The following is a 16,782-nucleotide window of genomic DNA, read 5'->3' as shown; positions in this document are numbered from 1 at the left end:
GGCGCCGGCCTTCAGATGTGGCGAACCTCGACAATCTCGTACTCGATAACGCCGCCAGGCGTTTTCACGGCGACCACATCACCCTCTTCCTTGGCAATCAAGGCGCGAGCCAGTGGCGAGCCGACCGAAATCTTGCCGAGTTTGAAGTCAGCCTCATCCTCACCCACGATGTGGTAAGTGACGCGCTCATCCGTCTCGACGTTGGCGATTTCAACGGTGGTGCCGAAAATCACTTTGCCGGTGTGCGGAATGCTCGTGACATCAATGATGACCTGATTTTGAATCCGGCCTTCGATGTCGCGGATCCGCGCCTCGACCATACCCTGCTGCTCGCGAGCAGCGTGGTATTCGGCGTTTTCCTTCAAGTCACCCAACTCGCGGGCCGTACCGATGTCCTGGCTGAGCTTCGGACGAACGACCTTGGTCAGGTGAGTGTGCTCTTCTTCCAGGGCGCGAGCGCCCTGAACGGTCATTGGGTACTTCGTTATGCTCATGCCTTCAATCCTGCGTGTAGATCCTGCAAGCGGCGCACAGTCTTCTCGGGACCGAACTTCAGCGCTTCACAGATGGCTTCGCCAGCAGCAATAGTGGTAGTGCAGTAAATCTTGTGCTGCAGGGCATTACGACGAATGGAGTACGAATCTGCGATCGACTGACGCCCTTCGGTAGTGTTGATGATCAGCGTGACTTCGTCATTCTTGATCATGTCGACCACGTGCGGACGACCTTCGGTCACCTTGTTCACACGGCGCACTTTCAGGCCTGCCGCTTCGATCAGTTTGGCAGTACCGGCAGTGGCAACCACTTCGAAGCCCAAGTTGATCAGATCGCGGGCCACGCCCGCAACCAGCGGCTTGTCGTCGTCACGCACGCTGATGAACGCGGTACCGCCGGTCGGCAGCACTTCGCTGGCACCCATCTGGGCCTTGGCGAACGCCTCACCGAAGGTGTCGCCCACGCCCATCACTTCACCGGTGGACTTCATCTCTGGGCCGAGGATCGGGTCAACGCCAGGGAATTTGGCGAATGGGAACACCGCCTCTTTCACGCTGTAGAAGTTCGGGATGATTTCCTTGGTGAAGCCGATTTCCTTCAAGGTCTTACCGGCCATGACGCGAGCCGCGATCATTGCCAGGGAAACACCGATGCACTTGGACACGAACGGCACGGTACGGGAAGCGCGCGGGTTGACTTCAATGACGTAGATGTCGTCGCCTTGCAGCGCCAACTGAACGTTCATCAGGCCGACCACGCCCAGTTCCAGGGCCATTTTCTTGACCTGTTCGCGCATCTCGTCCTGGATGTGCGCCGGCAGCGAGTACGGCGGCAGCGAGCACGCAGAGTCACCGGAGTGAACACCAGCCTGCTCGATGTGCTGCATGATCGCGCCGATTACCACGTCCTTGCCGTCGCAGACCGCATCAACGTCCATCTCGATGGCGCAGTTGAGGAAGTGGTCCAGCAGCACCGGGCTGTCGTTGGACACTTGAACCGCTTCGCGCAGGTAGCGCTTGAGTTCTTCTTCTTCGTAGACGATTTCCATCGCACGGCCGCCCAGTACATAGGACGGACGCACCACCAGCGGGTAACCGATCTTGGTGGCGGCACGAATGGCTTCGTCCTCGCTGCGCACAGTGGCGTTTGGCGGCTGACGCAGGTTCAGGCGCTGGACCATCTGCTGGAAGCGCTCACGGTCTTCAGCACGGTCGATTGCATCAGGGCTGGTACCGATGATCGGCACGCCGGCGGCTTCCAGAGCGCGAGCCAGTTTCAACGGGGTCTGGCCGCCGTACTGGACGATCACACCTTTTGGCTTCTCGACGCGGACGATTTCCAGCACGTCTTCCAGGGTCACTGGTTCGAAGTACAGGCGATCGGAAGTGTCGTAGTCGGTGGAAACGGTTTCCGGGTTGCAGTTGACCATGATGGTCTCGTAACCGTCATCGCGCAGGGCCAGTGCCGCGTGTACGCAGCAGTAGTCGAACTCGATGCCCTGGCCGATGCGGTTCGGACCGCCACCCAGGATCATGATCTTGTCGCGACCCGATGGCGCCGCTTCGCACTCTTCCTCGTACGTCGAGTAGAGGTAAGCAGTATCGGTGGCGAACTCGGCAGCGCAGGTGTCGACGCGCTTGTAGACCGGGAAGATTTCCAGCTTGTGACGGTGAGCGCGCAGGCTCTTCTCGGTCACACCCAGCAACTTGGCCAGGCGCATATCGGAGAAGCCTTTGCGCTTGAGGCGGAACATCAGATCGCGGTCGATGCTGGTCAGACCCAGGGTCTTGACCTTCTCTTCTTCCTTGATCAGGTCTTCCATCTGCACCAGGAACCAAGGGTCGATCATGGTCATGCCGAAGATGTCTTCGACGGTCATGCCGGCGCGCATTGCGTCCGCCACGTACCAGATACGCTCGGCGCCCGGCACGGTCAGCTCGCGCTTGAGTACGCTCATGCTTTCCGGATTGGCCAGATCAACTTTCTCGTCCAGACCGCAAACGCCAACTTCCAGACCGCGCAGGGCTTTCTGCAGGGATTCCTGGAAGGTACGGCCGATGGCCATGACTTCACCCACCGACTTCATTTGAGTGGTCAGGCGGGCGTCGGCTTTCGGAAATTTCTCGAAGGCAAAACGCGGCAGCTTGGTCACGACGTAGTCGATGGACGGCTCGAAGGACGCCGGGGTCTTGCCGCCGGTGATGTCGTTCGACAGCTCGTCGAGGGTGTAACCCACAGCCAGCTTGGCCGCGACCTTGGCGATCGGGAAGCCGGTGGCTTTCGAAGCCAGTGCCGAGGAACGCGATACTCGCGGGTTCATCTCGATCACGACCATGCGACCGGTGTTCGGGCAGATACCGAACTGAACGTTGGAACCGCCGGTTTCCACGCCGATCTCGCGCAGTACCGCCAGGGAGGCGTTACGCAGGATCTGGTATTCCTTGTCGGTCAGGGTCTGTGCCGGAGCCACGGTGATCGAGTCACCGGTGTGCACGCCCATCGGGTCGAAGTTTTCGATGGAGCAGACGATGATGCAGTTGTCCTTCTTATCGCGGACAACCTCCATCTCGTACTCTTTCCAGCCGATCAGCGATTCGTCGATCAGCAGCTCTTTGGTCGGCGACAGGTCCAGACCACGGGCGCAGATTTCTTCGAACTCTTCACGGTTGTAAGCGATACCGCCACCAGTGCCGCCCATGGTGAAGGACGGACGGATGATGCACGGGAAGCCGAGCTTCTCAAGGACCGCATTGGCCTCTTCCATGCTGTGGGCGATACCGGAACGCGGGCACGCCAGGCCGATGGATTTCATCGCCTTGTCGAAACGCGAACGGTCTTCAGCCTTGTCGATGGTGTCGGCGTTGGCACCGATCATCTCTACGCCGAACTTCTCCAGAACGCCTTCGCGCTCCAGGTCCAGGGCGCAGTTCAGAGCGGTCTGGCCACCCATGGTTGGCAGCAGCGCGTCCGGACGCTCTTTCTCGATGATCTTGGCAACGGTCTGCCACTTGATCGGCTCGATGTAGGTGGCGTCGGCCATGGCCGGGTCGGTCATGATGGTGGCCGGGTTGGAGTTCACCAGGATGACGCGGTAACCCTCCTCGCGCAGGGCTTTACAGGCCTGGGCGCCGGAGTAGTCGAATTCGCAGGCCTGGCCGATCACGATCGGGCCAGCACCGAGAATCAGGATGCTTTTAATGTCTGTACGTTTTGGCATGGGTTTGTCACTCAAATCCGCAGGTCAGTCGGCAAGCCGTCTTGTTCAATCTTTGAGCCTTGAGGGGGCCACCGATGTCGGGACCGCCCTCAGGCTTTGCTACATCAGGGCGAGCGATCAGCGTCGCTTGGCCATCTCGGTGATGAAGCGATCGAACAATGGCGCTACGTCGTTCGGGCCAGGGCTGGCTTCCGGGTGACCCTGGAAGCTGAAGGCGCTCTTGTCGGTACGCTCGATACCTTGCAGGGTGCCGTCGAACAGCGATTTGTGGATCGCGCGAACGTTGGCCGGCAGGGTCGCTTCGTCTACGGCAAAACCGTGGTTCTGGCTGGTGATCATCACCACGCCGCTGTCCAGGTCCTGGACGGGGTGGTTGGCACCGTGATGGCCGTGACCCATTTTCAGGGTCTTGGCGCCAGAGGCCAGGGCCAGCAGTTGGTGACCGAGGCAGATACCGAAGACCGGAATCTCGGTTTCCAGCACGTCCTTGATCGCCTGGATCGCATAGTCGCAAGGCTCCGGATCACCAGGGCCGTTGGACAGGAACACGCCGTCCGGCTTCAGTGCCAGCACATCGGCAGCAGGGGTTTGCGCAGGCACGACGGTCACGCGGCAACCGCGCTCGACCAGCATGCGCAGGATGTTCACCTTGACGCCGTAGTCGTAGGCAACCACGTGGTACGGCAGCTCGGAGGCTTCGATGGTTGCGTGGCTGTCGGTTTTCAGATCCCAGACAGTCGAGCGCCACTCGTAGCTTTCCTTGGTGCTGACGACTTTCGCCAGGTCCATGCCCTTGAGGCCAGGGAAACCCTGGGCGGCGGCGATGGCAGCGGCTTCGGAAATGTTGTCACCGGCCATGATGCAGCCGTTCTGCGCGCCTTTTTCACGCAGGATGCGTGTCAGGCGGCGGGTGTCGATACCGGCGATGGCCACAACGTTGTTGGCCTTCAGGTAGTCGGACAGGGACATCGTGTTACGCCAGTTGCTCGCCACCAGTGGCAGATCACGGATGACCAGGCCGGCAGACCAGACGCGGTTGGACTCGGCGTCTTCCGGCGTGGTGCCGGTGTTGCCGATGTGCGGGTAAGTCAGGGTAACGATTTGTTGGGCGTAGGAAGGATCGGTAAGGATTTCCTGATAGCCGGTCATTGCGGTGTTGAACACCACCTCACCAACGGTTTGACCGTCGGCTCCAATGGCTTCGCCGCGAAAAATGCTGCCATCAGCAAGGGCGAGTATGGCTGGCTTAGTCAAGAAGACCTCCCGTAAATAAAGCCTGAAAGGGCGATCGCAGGTTGTAAAAAAGCGGAGTGACGTATGGACACGTCACCCCGCTTCTTCACTGAATTAATCTGCGCGCTTTTAGTGGACACACTAAAGCTGTAGCTTACAGAAAAAGGCCTTTTTGGTCTACCGCCAATGAGCCTTAAAGGCTGGAGAATGCGACAGGACGTCGCTTGGCGGAACAAAACCGGGCTCAAACGCGGTGCGCGAGCCCGATTTCGGGTGCATCTTAACGCAGATCGAGCACGTCTTGCATGTCGTAAAGGCCAGGCTCGCGCCCATCCAGCCACAACGCAGCACGCACCGCACCCTTGGCGAACGTCATGCGACTGGACGCCTTGTGAGTGATCTCGACACGCTCGCCGTCGGCGGCGAACAGTACAGTGTGATCACCGACGATGTCGCCGGCACGCACCGTGGCGAAACCGATGGTTTCACGATCACGGGCGCCGGTCTGGCCCTCACGACCATACACCGCCACCTTTTTCAGATCGCGACCCAATGCATCGGCAATCACCTCACCCATGCGCACGGCAGTGCCGGACGGCGCATCGACTTTGTGCCGATGGTGAGCTTCGGTGATTTCGATGTCGACATCGTCGCCCAATACGCGAGCCGCCGTGTCGAGTAACTTCAGGCACAGATTGACCCCGACACTGAAGTTGGCCGCGAAGACAATCGGAATGTCCTTGCCCGCCTCCGCCAGCAACTGCTTTTCTTCAACGCTGAAACCGGTGGTACCGATGATCATGGCCTTGCCGTGTTTACGGCAGAAGGCGAGGTTCTTCAGGGTCACCGTCGGGTGCGTGAAGTCGATCAGCACGTCGAACTCGTCGACCACCCGATCCAGGTCTCCGGACAGAGGCACACCGATACGACCCAGCGCAGCCAGCTCACCGGCATCCGCGCCGACCAGCGTGCTGTCGGGACGATCCACCGCCGCCGTCAGACCGGCGCCCGGGGTTTGCTGCACCGCTTCAATCAGGGTCTTGCCCATGCGCCCGGCGGCGCCCATCACTGCAATACGTCGCATGCCTGTCTCCTTACAAATCGCCGAAGAAGCGCTTTACGCCTTCGAACCAACCGGTGGTTTTTGGCGAATGGCTGTTGTCGTCCGCCAGGGAGCTACGGAACTCCTCAAGCATTTCGCGCTGGCGACGACTCAGGTTGACCGGAGTCTCGACCGCCACACGGCACATCAAGTCACCCGCACCGCCGCCACGCACAGGCGCGACACCCTTGCCACGCACACGGAACTGCTTGCCGGTCTGAGTCCCCTCAGGGATCTTCAGCTTGACCCGGCCATCAAGGGTCGGAATCTCCAGCTCGCCACCCAGCGCCGCATCGACGAAGCTGATCGGCACCTCGCAGAACAGATGCTTGCCGTCACGCTGGAAAATCGCGTGTTCGCGCACATTGATCACCACGTACAGATCGCCAGTCGGGCCACCTTGAGCACCCGCCTCGCCTTCGCCGGACAGACGAATGCGGTCACCGGTATCGACTCCGGCCGGCACTTTCACCGACAGGGTCTTGTACTCTTCGACACGACCTTCGCCGTGGCAGGAATCGCACGGATCGGAAATGATCTTGCCCTGGCCATGGCAGCGCGGGCAGGTCTGCTGCACCGAGAAGAAACCCTGCTGCATGCGTACCTGGCCGATACCGCCGCAAGTCGGACAGGTCACCGGCGCAGAGCCTTTCTTGGCACCGGAGCCGTCGCAAGGCTTGCAGTTGACCAGCGTCGGAACGCGGATATTCACGGTCGTACCGCGCACCGCCTCTTCGAGGTCCAGTTCCAGGGTGTAGCGCAAGTCACTGCCGCGTTGAGCGCCACCACGGGAACCGCCGCGACCGCCACCGAAGAAATCACTGAAGACATCGCCAAAGATGTCGGAGAAGTTCTGACCGCCAAAACCGGCACCGCCGCCACCCATGCTCGGGTCGACACCGGCATGGCCGTACTGGTCGTAAGCCGCACGCTTGCTGGAGTCGGACAGCACTTCGTAGGCCTCGTTGGCCTCCTTGAACATCTCTTCCGACGCCTTGTCATCGGGATTACGGTCCGGGTGGTGCTTCATCGCCAGGCGACGGTAGGCCTTCTTCAGGTCTGCTTCGCTTGAGCCACGCTCAACACCCAACACTTCGTAATAGTCACGCTTTGCCATAAGTCTTTGCACTCTTGAGGACGTCCGACAAAACCCTCCTGAGTCTGTCGAACTCGTTGAGCCCCAATGCAGGCCCGGACCCAACTCACGTCAATTCAACGATCCTGGTCTTTGATTCTTGCGGTACTTGCGGCGCGAAAAGCAGGAGCATTCCCGGCCATACCGCCAGCAGGCGAACGCTGTCGCATGCTGTAAAAATTCGCGTATTCCAGATACGCCAACGCGGGAGCAAGCTCCCGCGCGGCGACATCCTACCAGTCACCGCCTGAAGGCAGTCAACCGGCCGACCAACAACTTACTTGTGGTCTTTGACTTCTTCGAACTCGGCGTCGACAACGTCGTCAGCCTTTTGCGCCTTGTCGTCGTGCGGTGCTGCGCCTTCAGCAGGCTGAGCCTGTTCGGCGTACATCTTCTGCGCCACTGGAGCGGAGACTTTCGACAGTGCTTCAACCTTGGCGTCGATAGCAGCCTTGTCGTCGCCTTTGACGGCGGCTTCCAGGGCAACTACGGCAGCTTCGATTGCAGTCTTCTCTTCCGCGGTCACTTTATCGCCGGCATCGGTAACCATTTTGCGCGTCGAGTGAACCAGTGCGTCGCCCTGGTTGCGGGCAGCGGCCAACTCTTCGAACTTGCGGTCTTCCTCGGCGTTCGCCTCGGCATCACGCACCATGCGCTCGATTTCTTCGTCGGACAGACCGGAGTTGGCCTTGATCACGATCGACTGAGTCTTGCCGGTAGCCTTGTCCTTCGCACCAACGTGCAGGATGCCGTTGGCGTCGATGTCGAAGGTCACTTCGATCTGCGGCACGCCACGTGGAGCTGGTGGAATGTCGGCCAGGTCGAACTTGCCCAAGGACTTGTTCTGTGCGGCTTGCTTACGCTCGCCCTGCAGCACATGAATGGTCACGGCGCCCTGGTTGTCGTCGGCAGTCGAGAACACTTGCGATTTCTTGGTAGGAATCGTGGTGTTTTTCTCGATCAGCGCGGTCATCACGCCACCCATGGTTTCGATACCCAGGGTCAGCGGGCTGACGTCGAGCAGCAGAACGTCTTTCACGTCACCGGCCAGTACCGCGCCCTGGATAGCAGCACCCATGGCAACCGCTTCGTCCGGGTTGACGTCTTTACGAGCTTCTTTGCCGAAGAACTCGGTTACCAGCTTCTGAACCAGTGGCATACGGGTCTGACCGCCCACCAGGATCACGTCGTTGATCGCGCCAACGTCGATACCGGCATCTTTCATTGCGATGCGGCAAGGTTCGATGGTGCGCTGAACCAGATCTTCCACCAGCGCCTCGAGCTTGGCGCGGGAGATCTTCACGTTCAGGTGCTTTGGACCGGTCGCGTCTGCAGTGATGTACGGCAGGTTCACGTCGGTCGACTGGCTCGAGGACAGTTCGATCTTGGCTTTTTCAGCGGCTTCTTTCAGGCGCTGCATGGCCAGCGGGTCACCCTTGAGGTTCATGCCGCTTTCTTTCTTGAATTCGTCGACGAGGTAGTCGATCAGACGGATGTCAAAGTCTTCACCGCCCAGGAACGTGTCACCGTTGGTGGCCAGTACTTCGAACTGGTGCTCGCCATCGACTTCAGCGATCTCGATCACGGAAACGTCGAAAGTACCGCCGCCCAGGTCGTAAACGATCACGGTGTGATCGCCCTTGGCCTTGTCCATGCCGTAAGCCAGAGCGGCTGCGGTTGGTTCGTTGATGATACGTTTTACGTCCAGACCGGCGATGCGGCCGGCGTCCTTGGTGGCTTGACGCTGGCTGTCGTTGAAGTAGGCCGGAACGGTGATCACCGCTTCAGTCACGGTCTCGCCGAGGTAGTCTTCGGCGGTCTTCTTCATTTTCTTCAGGATTTCAGCCGAGATTTGTGGCGGTGCCATTTTCTGGCCGTTCACTTCAACCCAGGCGTCGCTGTTGTCAGCCTTGACGATCTTGTAAGGGACCATCTGGATGTCTTTCTGCACGACTTCTTCGTCGAAACGACGACCGATCAGACGCTTCACCGCGTAGAGGGTGTTATGCGGATTGGTCACGGCCTGACGCTTGGCCGACTGGCCAACCAGAATTTCGCCATCGTTGGCGTAAGCGATGATCGACGGCGTGGTACGCGCGCCTTCAGCGTTTTCAATAACTTTTGCCTTGCCGTTTTCCAGCACGGAGACGCAGGAGTTGGTAGTCCCCAGGTCGATACCGATAATTTTGCCCATGTTCACTCTCCCGAAACTTTGGATTTGGTTGCCGCAGCAGTGGTGGCTAACTGCGGTAGCACTTAAACGCTTGACTTATAAATGGGGGCCTTGCGGCGGATTTCAAGCCTGCTCGTCAATCGAAGGCGAAACCGGCGCAGGCGCCTTGCTGACCACGACCATCGCCGGGCGCAGCAAGCGACCATTGAGCTGATAGCCCTTCTGGAACACCTTCAGAACACTGTTCGGCTCGACATCGGCGCTTTCCTGCATGGCCATCGCCTGATGTTGAACGGCGTTGAACGGTTCGCCATGCGGATCGATCGCTTCAAGCTGATAACGCTTGAGGGTGTCCTGGAACATTTTCAGGGTCAGCTCGATGCCTTCGCGCATCGGACGGATGCTTTCGTCGTCCGGGCTGGACAATTCCAGGCCGCGCTCCAGGCTGTCGACGATCGGCAGCAGGTCGCTGGCGAATTTTTCCAGCGCGAACTTGTGAGCCTTCTCCACATCCTGCTCGGCGCGACGGCGGACGTTCTGCAGATCGGCGGCTACACGCAAAGCCTGATCCTGAGCGCCTGCCAGTTGCTCTTCGAGCACTTGTACACGAGCCGCCAGGTCTTCACCCGAAGCCTCGGGCGCCTGGTTGGCGTCTGGGTTTTGCGTATCCACTGTCTGTTCGTCAGCCATAGATTTCTCCTTTCAATATCGTCCGCGAGCTCAACTCGCGCTTCTGCCCAGCTATATGGGGCCGCAAAATCCGGCTTCAAGGGGCACCGACGATTAACCCTACAAAAAACAACTGCTTTGTCATTCCCGGTCGCGATAAGGCTTTCGTCGGGTCGAGCGAATCGAGATAACGAGGGGCATTGTCAGCCAGAAACAAAACACTGTATAAATAACCAGACCTAACACCTGGGAGCGGCCCATATGCTGGTGCACCTGTCCGTACACAACTACGCCATCGTTGAACATCTCGATCTCGAACTCGATCGCGGGATGAGCGTGATCACCGGGGAAACCGGCGCGGGCAAGTCGATCATGCTCGACGCGCTGGGCCTTACCCTGGGTGATCGCGCCGACAGCGGCGTGGTTCGCCCCGGCGCCGACAAGGCCGACATCCTGGCCACCTTCGATCTGGCCGACATTCCGGAAGCCAGCGCCTGGCTGGCCGAACGCGACCTCGAAAGCGAGGGCCCGTGCATCCTGCGCCGGGTGATCACATCCGAAGGACGCTCGCGTGGCTACATCAACGGCACGCCCTGCCCGCTTGGCGATCTCAAGGCGCTGGGCGAGCTGCTGATCGACATTCACAGCCAGCACGAACACCAATCCCTGCTCAAGACCGACACCCATCGCCGCCTGCTCGACGAGTACGCCGGGTCCACGGACCTTGCCCGCCAGGTGCAGCTTGCCGCACAGCGCTGGCGCCAGACTCGCCAGGAGCTGGATCGCCTTTCCAACTCCGGCGACGAACAACGCGCTCGCCACCAATTGCTCAGCTACCAACTCGAAGAGCTGGAAAACCTCGGCCTTGGCGACAACGAACTGGAACAGCTTGAACAAGAGCACAAGAACCTGACCAACGCCGAGACCTTGTTGGGTATTTGCCGGCAAGTCGTCGAACAGTGCAGCGAAAGTGATTCCGGCAATGTGCTGAACGCACTCACTGCCAGCCTCAACCGCTTGTCCAGCGTCAACAACTCGATCGGTGCACTCGGCGAGGCCAGCAGCCTGCTGACCAGCGCGCAGATCCAGGTAGAAGAGGCCGTGGGCGAACTGAACCGCTTTCTCGACAACTTCGACGCCGATCCGGCGCGCCTTCAATACCTCGAAGAGCGGCTCGATGCGATCTATACAATGGCCCGCAAGCACCGCATCCAGCCGACCGAAGTCGCTGAGATGCAACAGAAGCTGCTCGATGAAATCGAAACCCTGAATGCCAACGACGAATCCATCGAGCGCCTGAGCGACGAACTTTCTTCCTACGCTCGCCATTATCAGGAAAAAGCCCGAGAGCTCAGCGATCTGCGCCATCAAGCCTCGAGCAGCCTGGCCAGCGCGGTGGAGCAGGAAATCCAGCGCCTGGGCATGCCTGGTGGGCGCTTCACCATCGAACTGCGTCCAAACAGTAGCGACGAACTGCTGCCTAACGGACTTGAACAGGTTGAATTACTGGTCAGCGCCAACCCGGGCCAACCATTAAAAGCTTTGGCAAAAGTCGCATCCGGGGGCGAACTGTCGCGGATCAGCCTGGCGATTCAGGTCATCACCGCACAGACCTCCCGCGTACCGACCCTGGTATTCGACGAAGTCGACGTCGGTATTGGCGGCCCGACCGCGGAAATCGTCGGCCAATTGCTGCGCAGGCTCGGCGAGCGCGGGCAGGTGCTGACCGTGACCCACTTGCCGCAAGTGGCGGCGCAAGGTCATCAGCATCTATTTGTGCATAAAGTGCGCGGCGAAGATGCCACCCGCACTGCCGTTTCCAGATTGAGCAAAAACGACCGCGTCGAAGAAGTCGCACGGATGCTGGGGGGCATTGATCTCACCAAGGAGTCCCTGGCTCACGCCAGGAAAATGGTGGTTGCCGCAAAAGCTTGAATAAAGGCAGAAAGCACGAAGGCGACCCTGGGGTCGCCTTCGTTCGTTTCGCGAACTGATGCCCGCGCGACAAGCTTACTTTTTCTTGCGCACGTATAGCACCAAGTTGTGACCCGCCAAATCGAAGCCGTGCTTCTCGACAATCGCCGCCTGAAGCTTCTCGATTTCCGGATCAAAGAACTCGATTACCTCACCGTCATCGACATTGACCATATGGTCGTGATGCTTGCCGTCGTCCAGCTCGAAGACCGCATGGCCTCCGTCGAAGTTGTGCCGCACCACCAGGCCAGCTGCCTCGAACTGGGTCAGAACACGGTAAACCGTGGCCAGACCGACATCCTCACCAGCCTCCATCAGCGCCTTGTAGACGTCCTCGGCACTCATGTGGCGCTTCTCGGCGGAATCGAGCATTTGCAGAATTTTGACCCGTGGAAGGGTCACTTTGAGGCCGGCTTTACGTAGTTCGCTATTTTCAACCATGGTCAGCTTTCTCGCGATGCTGCTTCGCAGCTTCTCTTAATACGGGTATGATCGGCGTTTACGTTGTCCCAGCCAAGATAGTGGAAGTCGCCCACCGATGCAAAACACCAAGCTCTTGCTAACCAGTTTCACCCTTGTGGGACTGCTCGCACTCGCCGGTTGTTCATTCCCCGGGGTTTACAAAATCGACATCCAGCAGGGCAATGTCGTCACGCAGGACATGATAGACCAGTTGCGCCCGGGAATGACCCGTAAGCAAGTACGATTTATCATGGGCAACCCTCTGCTGACTGACACGTTCCATGCCGATCGCTGGGATTATCTGTACAGCCTGCAACCCGGTGGCGGTGAACGCCAACAGGAACGCATCAGCGTTATCTTCAACCCAAATGACCAGCTTGTCAGCCTCTCCGGTGATTTCATGCCAGGCGTGAGCCGCGACGAAGCAATCCTTGGTAAGGACAGCGGCACGACAGTGGCTGCCCCGGCAGAAAACGTCGAGAAGCCAAAACCGGAAAAACCGGTCAAGCCAGGTTCGTTGCTGGATCAGATCCAGAAGGACGTCGACGGTGTAGAAACCGCTCCAGTCCCGACGCCTGAACCGCTGGACACCTCGCCGCAGTAATTGGCGAATGATGCCGCTTGCCTGGGCATTCAAGCTCCAGCAAGGCTGCTCTGAAAATCCGCTACCAGACCTCTGGCGGCGGATTTTTTTATGTACCGGCAATAGTGATCGATCCGGATCGCTTGCCGGAATCACTATCGATGATTCCCGCTTATTTAATACACATCAGCATAAAGTCTTGGGAAGCATCACCGGAAGGGCCCTTCATTCCTGCCAGTTGAGTGATCACACTCAAATTATCCTCCTTGGGTGTAGACCCAAGTCGCGCCCGCCCATAATAAATATCATCTTCGGAACGGCTGTTCGTAAGGGATACAGAGCAGAACCGTGGAGCCTGGAAGAAGACATCCGACTTGAAGCTAACCTTATAGTTCGCAAAATAATCAGGCTGGGAGAAGTACTCTACCGCAGAGATCCACTCGGGTGCCTGAGCCACCACCTTGCCTTGTGCACTTATCGTGGCGGTTAACACATTGGAGGCTGCACTGGCCGGCATGACAGTGAAAGCCGCCCCCATTGCTGCCAGCACACTTATATGCTTCAACGACTTGATCAAGTCCATTTCAGATTTATCCCTAAATGAGTTTATTTGCCCCTCACATAACGAGGGCAAGACTTGATTTAGGCTTAATCGGAACCACATTCAATCAAGATTGAAGCAAAGAGAAAATTCTCTTAAATACTCAAACCAATCCTACATTCCCCCGATAAAAAGCCTACAAAGCATATTTACACTCAGGGATTGAACCACCTGTGGGCGGAAATTTTAGTGCCTGGCGCGCAATTCAATCATTGATTCCGCGCCTTGGCCTCGGCCGCTTTTGCTGCACGCAGGCGACGGACCTCTTTCGGATCCGCCAGCAGCGGCCGGTAGATTTCGATTCGGTCCCCCGCCTGAATCGTTCGAGTGTCCGGGTCGGTGATCACCTTGCCAAAGATACCCACCGGGCAGGCGGCAAGATCCAGCTCAGGAAACTCTGCCCCTACACCAGACTTGAGCACGGCCGCCCGAACCGTAGTGCCGACCGGCACCGCGAGTGAAAGTAGCACCTGCCTGTCTACAGCGGCGTACACCACTTCGATATCGATCACGGCTTCAACCATGAATCTGCTTGGCGCGCTGACAGAACGCATCCACCAGCGTATTGGCGGCCTGATTGAACAATGGTCCCAGAGTGGCGCGAACCAGCGGCCCGGCATAATCGAACGACAGATCAAGACTGATCTTGCAGGCCTTCTCGCCCAGCGGCTTGAACACCCACACACCATGCAATTGATTGAACGGGCCTTCTTCAAGATTCATTTCGATCGATTGACCGGGAACCAGAGCGTTGCGCGTCACGAAGTGCTGACTGAGGCCACCCTTCGCTACACCAACGCTCGCCCGCATATGCTCAGGTGAGCTCTCCAGGACTTCGGCGGACGAGCACCACGGCAGAAACTCCGGATAGCGCGCCACGTCGTTGACCAGGTCATACAGCGCTTGTGCCGGGTATGGCAGCAAGGCCGAACGTGAAATGTGTGTCGTCATGTCAGCGTCACTTCCACAGCTGGGCGGCAAACACTACGAGAATGCCGATGGGCGCCACATAGCGCATCAAGAACAAGGACAGGCCAAACAGCGCAGGGTTGCGGATCGACAACTCGTCGCGCACCGCTTCACGCCCCATGATCCAGCCCGCAAACACCACGAAACACAAACCGCCAAGCGGCAACATGAGTCGCGAGGTGAAGAAATCGATCACACCGAAGAAGTCGAGACCACCGGCGGCTCCCCATTGGTAGAGGTGGAACATCCCGCCTTCGTTCACGAAGAACTTCGCCTCCTTCCAGATATTGAAAGAGAACACCGTGCCCAGGCCGACAAACCAGCAGCTGAAAGCCAGCCAGAATGTAACCCATGCACGGCTCACTTTAGTGCGCTCGACCAGGTAAGCCACCATCGGTTCAAGCAGGGAAATCGCCGAACTCCAGGCAGCGACCGCCACCAGCACGAAGAACACCACTCCCATCAATTGCCCGAACGCCACGTTACCGAAGGCAAACGGCAGGCTGACGAACATCAGCCCCGGCCCTTCGCTCGGATTCAGGCCCGCCGCGAAAACAATCGGAAACAGTGCCAGGCCGGCCACCAGGGAAACGAAGGTATCAAGTAGCGCCACACCAACGACCGTCCCTGAAATCGACGAGTTCTTTGGCATGTAGGCGCCGTAGATCATGATCGAGCCGACGCCCACGCTCAGGGAAAAGAATGCATGCCCCATCGCGGGCAACAAGCCGTCCAGGACCTTTTCCGGGTGGAAGTCGAACATGAAATGCACGCCTTCCATGAAATGCCCGGTGGTCATGCTATAGCCCAGCAGCACCAGGATCATCACGAACAACAACGGCATCATGATGCGCAAACTGCGTTCAAGCCCGGCAACCACGCCCTTGGCGATCACCACCGCTGACAACAGCATGAAAATCGTGTGCCAAAGTGTCAGGCGCCAGGGATCGGCGATCACATTGCCGAAGTAAGCCCCCACCTGATCCGGGGTCACTCCCTGGAAGTCGCCACGCCCCATATCGATGATGTAATCCAGCGACCAGCCGCCGACAACGCTATAGAAAGACAGGATCAACAACGCTGTGATCATCCCGGCAAATGCGCCCCAGGACCATTTCGTCGAGTGCCCCGCCTCGATCGCCAGCGTCTTCAAGGCATTGGCCGGGCTCTGCCGGGCACGCCGGCCGATCAGGGTTTCGGCCAGCATGACCGGTACGCCAATCAGCGCGATGCAGGCCAGGAACATCAGCACGAAGGCGCCGCCGCCATAGACGCCAACCATGTACGGGAATTTCCAGATACTACCCAGCCCCACGGCCGAACCGGTCGCGGCGAGTATGAAGACCCAGCGGCTAGCCCAACTGCCGTGGACAGAAACCTTGTCTGTCGACATCGTTATCACGCCCAAGCGTTCAAAAAAGAGGCCGCATTGTCCGGGATTCAATCAACCTGCTCAAGCACGTAGCAACACCGTAGCCGACTCGCGTGCAACTCCCTATAATGCCGCCCCTATGGCTAAACAGAAGAAACACCCAACAGGGACCATCGCGCAAAATAAAAAGGCGCGACACGATTACTTCATCGAACATCGGTTCGAGGCTGGTCTGGTCCTGGCCGGCTGGGAAGTAAAAAGTCTGCGGGCAAGCAAGCTGCAGCTGGTTGACAGTTACGTACTGCTCAAGGATGGCGAAGCCTGGCTGCTCGGCAGCCACATTACGCCCCTGACGACCGCCAGTACCCACGTCATCGCCGACCCGGTGCGCACCCGTAAATTGCTGCTCAATCGGCGCGAGCTGGAAAAGCTGGCCGCGGCCGTGCAGCAAAAGGGTTATGCCTGCGTGTGCCTGTCCTGGTACTGGAGCAAGCACATGGTCAAGTGCGAGATCGCGCTGGGCAAGGGCAAGAAGGAATACGACAAGCGTGATACCGAGCGCGAACGCGACGCCGGTCGCGAGCTGCAACGTGCGGTGCGCAACAAGGGCAAGGAAGACTGATTTTTCTGCCTGCGAATTGCGGCGCGAATAAAAAGATCGCAGCCTGCGGCAGCTCCCACACTGGCAGATTGTGAACCCCTGTAGGAGGGGCCGCCTCGTCTTCGACGCCGCGCTGTCGCGCAGCAAACTGAGGGAGCTAGAGTTGAAGAGCGTGCGCGGGGCAGAGACCGTCATT

At 58.8% G+C, this 16,782-nt stretch carries 15 protein-coding genes; 3 read left to right on the top strand and 12 right to left on the bottom strand.

Features of this window, described 5'->3' with window-relative positions; all coding sequences use genetic code 11:
- Positions 1-11: 11 nt before the first annotated feature.
- The 7 genes from greA to grpE all read right to left on the bottom strand — a co-directional run bounded on the left by greA (position 12) and on the right by grpE (position 10,045).
- On the bottom strand, positions 12-488 hold the full coding sequence (gene greA, locus C8K63_RS19145; RefSeq protein WP_108218328.1) for a transcription elongation factor GreA: 477 nt from the start codon (positions 486-488) through the stop codon (positions 12-14).
- A gap of 2 nt (positions 489-490) precedes the next feature.
- Positions 491-3,712 carry a carbamoyl-phosphate synthase large subunit gene (gene carB, locus C8K63_RS19140; protein ID WP_108218136.1) on the bottom strand — a complete coding sequence of 1,074 codons (3,222 nt, stop codon included), beginning with the start codon at positions 3,710-3,712 and terminating at the stop codon, positions 491-493.
- A gap of 117 nt (positions 3,713-3,829) precedes the next feature.
- Positions 3,830-4,966 (bottom strand): glutamine-hydrolyzing carbamoyl-phosphate synthase small subunit, encoded by a 1,137-nt coding sequence (gene carA, locus C8K63_RS19135; protein ID WP_046038697.1) that lies wholly within the window; start codon positions 4,964-4,966, stop codon positions 3,830-3,832.
- Between the two features lie 259 nt (positions 4,967-5,225).
- Positions 5,226-6,029: a 4-hydroxy-tetrahydrodipicolinate reductase gene (gene dapB, locus C8K63_RS19130; protein WP_057716481.1), complete on the bottom strand. Its 804-nt coding sequence runs from the start codon at positions 6,027-6,029 to the stop codon at positions 5,226-5,228.
- Positions 6,030-6,039: 10 nt separating this feature from the next.
- Positions 6,040-7,164 carry a molecular chaperone DnaJ gene (dnaJ, locus tag C8K63_RS19125; protein ID WP_008047463.1) on the bottom strand — a complete coding sequence of 375 codons (1,125 nt, stop codon included), beginning with the start codon at positions 7,162-7,164 and terminating at the stop codon, positions 6,040-6,042.
- 295 nt (positions 7,165-7,459) lie between these two features.
- Positions 7,460-9,376, bottom strand: a complete 1,917-nt coding sequence (gene dnaK / locus C8K63_RS19120; RefSeq protein ID WP_108218135.1) for a molecular chaperone DnaK — start codon at positions 9,374-9,376, stop codon at positions 7,460-7,462.
- A 102-nt stretch (positions 9,377-9,478) separates the two neighbouring features.
- Positions 9,479-10,045, bottom strand: coding sequence for a nucleotide exchange factor GrpE (gene grpE, locus C8K63_RS19115; RefSeq protein ID WP_108218134.1), 567 nt, complete (start codon positions 10,043-10,045; stop codon positions 9,479-9,481).
- A gap of 240 nt (positions 10,046-10,285) precedes the next feature.
- On the opposite strand from grpE, the gene recN reads away from it, so the two are divergent.
- Entirely contained in the window at positions 10,286-11,959 is a 1,674-nt protein-coding gene (gene recN / locus C8K63_RS19110) for a DNA repair protein RecN (protein ID WP_108218133.1), read from the top strand.
- A gap of 75 nt (positions 11,960-12,034) precedes the next feature.
- On the opposite strand, the gene fur is transcribed toward recN, so the two are convergent.
- On the bottom strand, positions 12,035-12,439 hold the full coding sequence (gene fur, locus C8K63_RS19105) for a ferric iron uptake transcriptional regulator (RefSeq protein WP_108218132.1): 405 nt from the start codon (positions 12,437-12,439) through the stop codon (positions 12,035-12,037).
- Between the two features lie 97 nt (positions 12,440-12,536).
- Between fur and C8K63_RS19100 the strand changes: the two genes are divergently transcribed.
- Positions 12,537-13,064 (top strand): outer membrane protein assembly factor BamE, encoded by a 528-nt coding sequence (locus C8K63_RS19100; protein ID WP_108218131.1) that lies wholly within the window; start codon positions 12,537-12,539, stop codon positions 13,062-13,064.
- A gap of 151 nt (positions 13,065-13,215) precedes the next feature.
- On the opposite strand, the gene C8K63_RS19095 is transcribed toward C8K63_RS19100, so the two are convergent.
- The 4 genes from C8K63_RS19095 to C8K63_RS19080 form a co-directional block, all read right to left on the bottom strand.
- Entirely contained in the window at positions 13,216-13,626 is a 411-nt protein-coding gene (locus C8K63_RS19095) for a hypothetical protein (protein ID WP_108218130.1), read from the bottom strand.
- Positions 13,627-13,853: 227 nt separating this feature from the next.
- Positions 13,854-14,168, bottom strand: a complete 315-nt coding sequence (locus C8K63_RS19090; protein WP_108218129.1) for an RnfH family protein — start codon at positions 14,166-14,168, stop codon at positions 13,854-13,856.
- Positions 14,161-14,595 carry a type II toxin-antitoxin system RatA family toxin gene (locus C8K63_RS19085; RefSeq protein WP_108218128.1) on the bottom strand — a complete coding sequence of 145 codons (435 nt, stop codon included), beginning with the start codon at positions 14,593-14,595 and terminating at the stop codon, positions 14,161-14,163. Before C8K63_RS19085 ends, C8K63_RS19090 begins: the two co-directional genes overlap by 8 nt.
- Before the next feature lie 7 nt (positions 14,596-14,602).
- Positions 14,603-16,006: a sodium-dependent transporter gene (locus C8K63_RS19080; RefSeq protein WP_108218127.1), complete on the bottom strand. Its 1,404-nt coding sequence runs from the start codon at positions 16,004-16,006 to the stop codon at positions 14,603-14,605.
- A 118-nt stretch (positions 16,007-16,124) separates the two neighbouring features.
- Between C8K63_RS19080 and smpB the strand changes: the two genes are divergently transcribed.
- Entirely contained in the window at positions 16,125-16,607 is a 483-nt protein-coding gene (gene smpB, locus C8K63_RS19075) for an SsrA-binding protein SmpB (protein ID WP_008057382.1), read from the top strand.
- The last annotated feature ends 175 nt before the right edge of the window (positions 16,608-16,782 follow it).

Origin of the sequence: Pseudomonas sp. GV085, from assembly GCF_003050925.1 — a bacterium.
Lineage (GTDB): Bacteria > Pseudomonadota > Gammaproteobacteria > Pseudomonadales > Pseudomonadaceae > Aquipseudomonas.
The sequence above is the reverse complement of the archived record's forward strand: the minus strand, read 5'-3'. Positions and strand labels throughout refer to the sequence as shown.

Excerpts from the sequence above, each read along its gene's own strand:
- carB (WP_108218136.1), bottom strand. The coding sequence starts at position 3,712 with ATGCCAAAACGTACAGACATTAAAAGCATCCTGATTCTCGGTGCTGGC.
- dapB (WP_057716481.1), bottom strand. The coding sequence starts at position 6,029 with ATGCGACGTATTGCAGTGATGGGCGCCGCCGGGCGCATGGGCAAGACC.
- dnaJ (WP_008047463.1), bottom strand. The coding sequence starts at position 7,164 with ATGGCAAAGCGTGACTATTACGAAGTGTTGGGTGTTGAGCGTGGCTCA.
- dnaK (WP_108218135.1), bottom strand. The coding sequence starts at position 9,376 with ATGGGCAAAATTATCGGTATCGACCTGGGGACTACCAACTCCTGCGTC.
- grpE (WP_108218134.1), bottom strand. The coding sequence starts at position 10,045 with ATGGCTGACGAACAGACAGTGGATACGCAAAACCCAGACGCCAACCAG.
- recN (WP_108218133.1), top strand. The coding sequence starts at position 10,286 with ATGCTGGTGCACCTGTCCGTACACAACTACGCCATCGTTGAACATCTC.
- fur (WP_108218132.1), bottom strand. The coding sequence starts at position 12,439 with ATGGTTGAAAATAGCGAACTACGTAAAGCCGGCCTCAAAGTGACCCTT.
- C8K63_RS19100 (WP_108218131.1), top strand. The coding sequence starts at position 12,537 with ATGCAAAACACCAAGCTCTTGCTAACCAGTTTCACCCTTGTGGGACTG.
- C8K63_RS19095 (WP_108218130.1), bottom strand. The coding sequence starts at position 13,626 with ATGGACTTGATCAAGTCGTTGAAGCATATAAGTGTGCTGGCAGCAATG.
- C8K63_RS19090 (WP_108218129.1), bottom strand. The coding sequence starts at position 14,168 with ATGGTTGAAGCCGTGATCGATATCGAAGTGGTGTACGCCGCTGTAGAC.
- C8K63_RS19085 (WP_108218128.1), bottom strand. The coding sequence starts at position 14,595 with ATGACGACACACATTTCACGTTCGGCCTTGCTGCCATACCCGGCACAA.
- C8K63_RS19080 (WP_108218127.1), bottom strand. The coding sequence starts at position 16,006 with ATGTCGACAGACAAGGTTTCTGTCCACGGCAGTTGGGCTAGCCGCTGG.
- smpB (WP_008057382.1), top strand. The coding sequence starts at position 16,125 with ATGGCTAAACAGAAGAAACACCCAACAGGGACCATCGCGCAAAATAAA.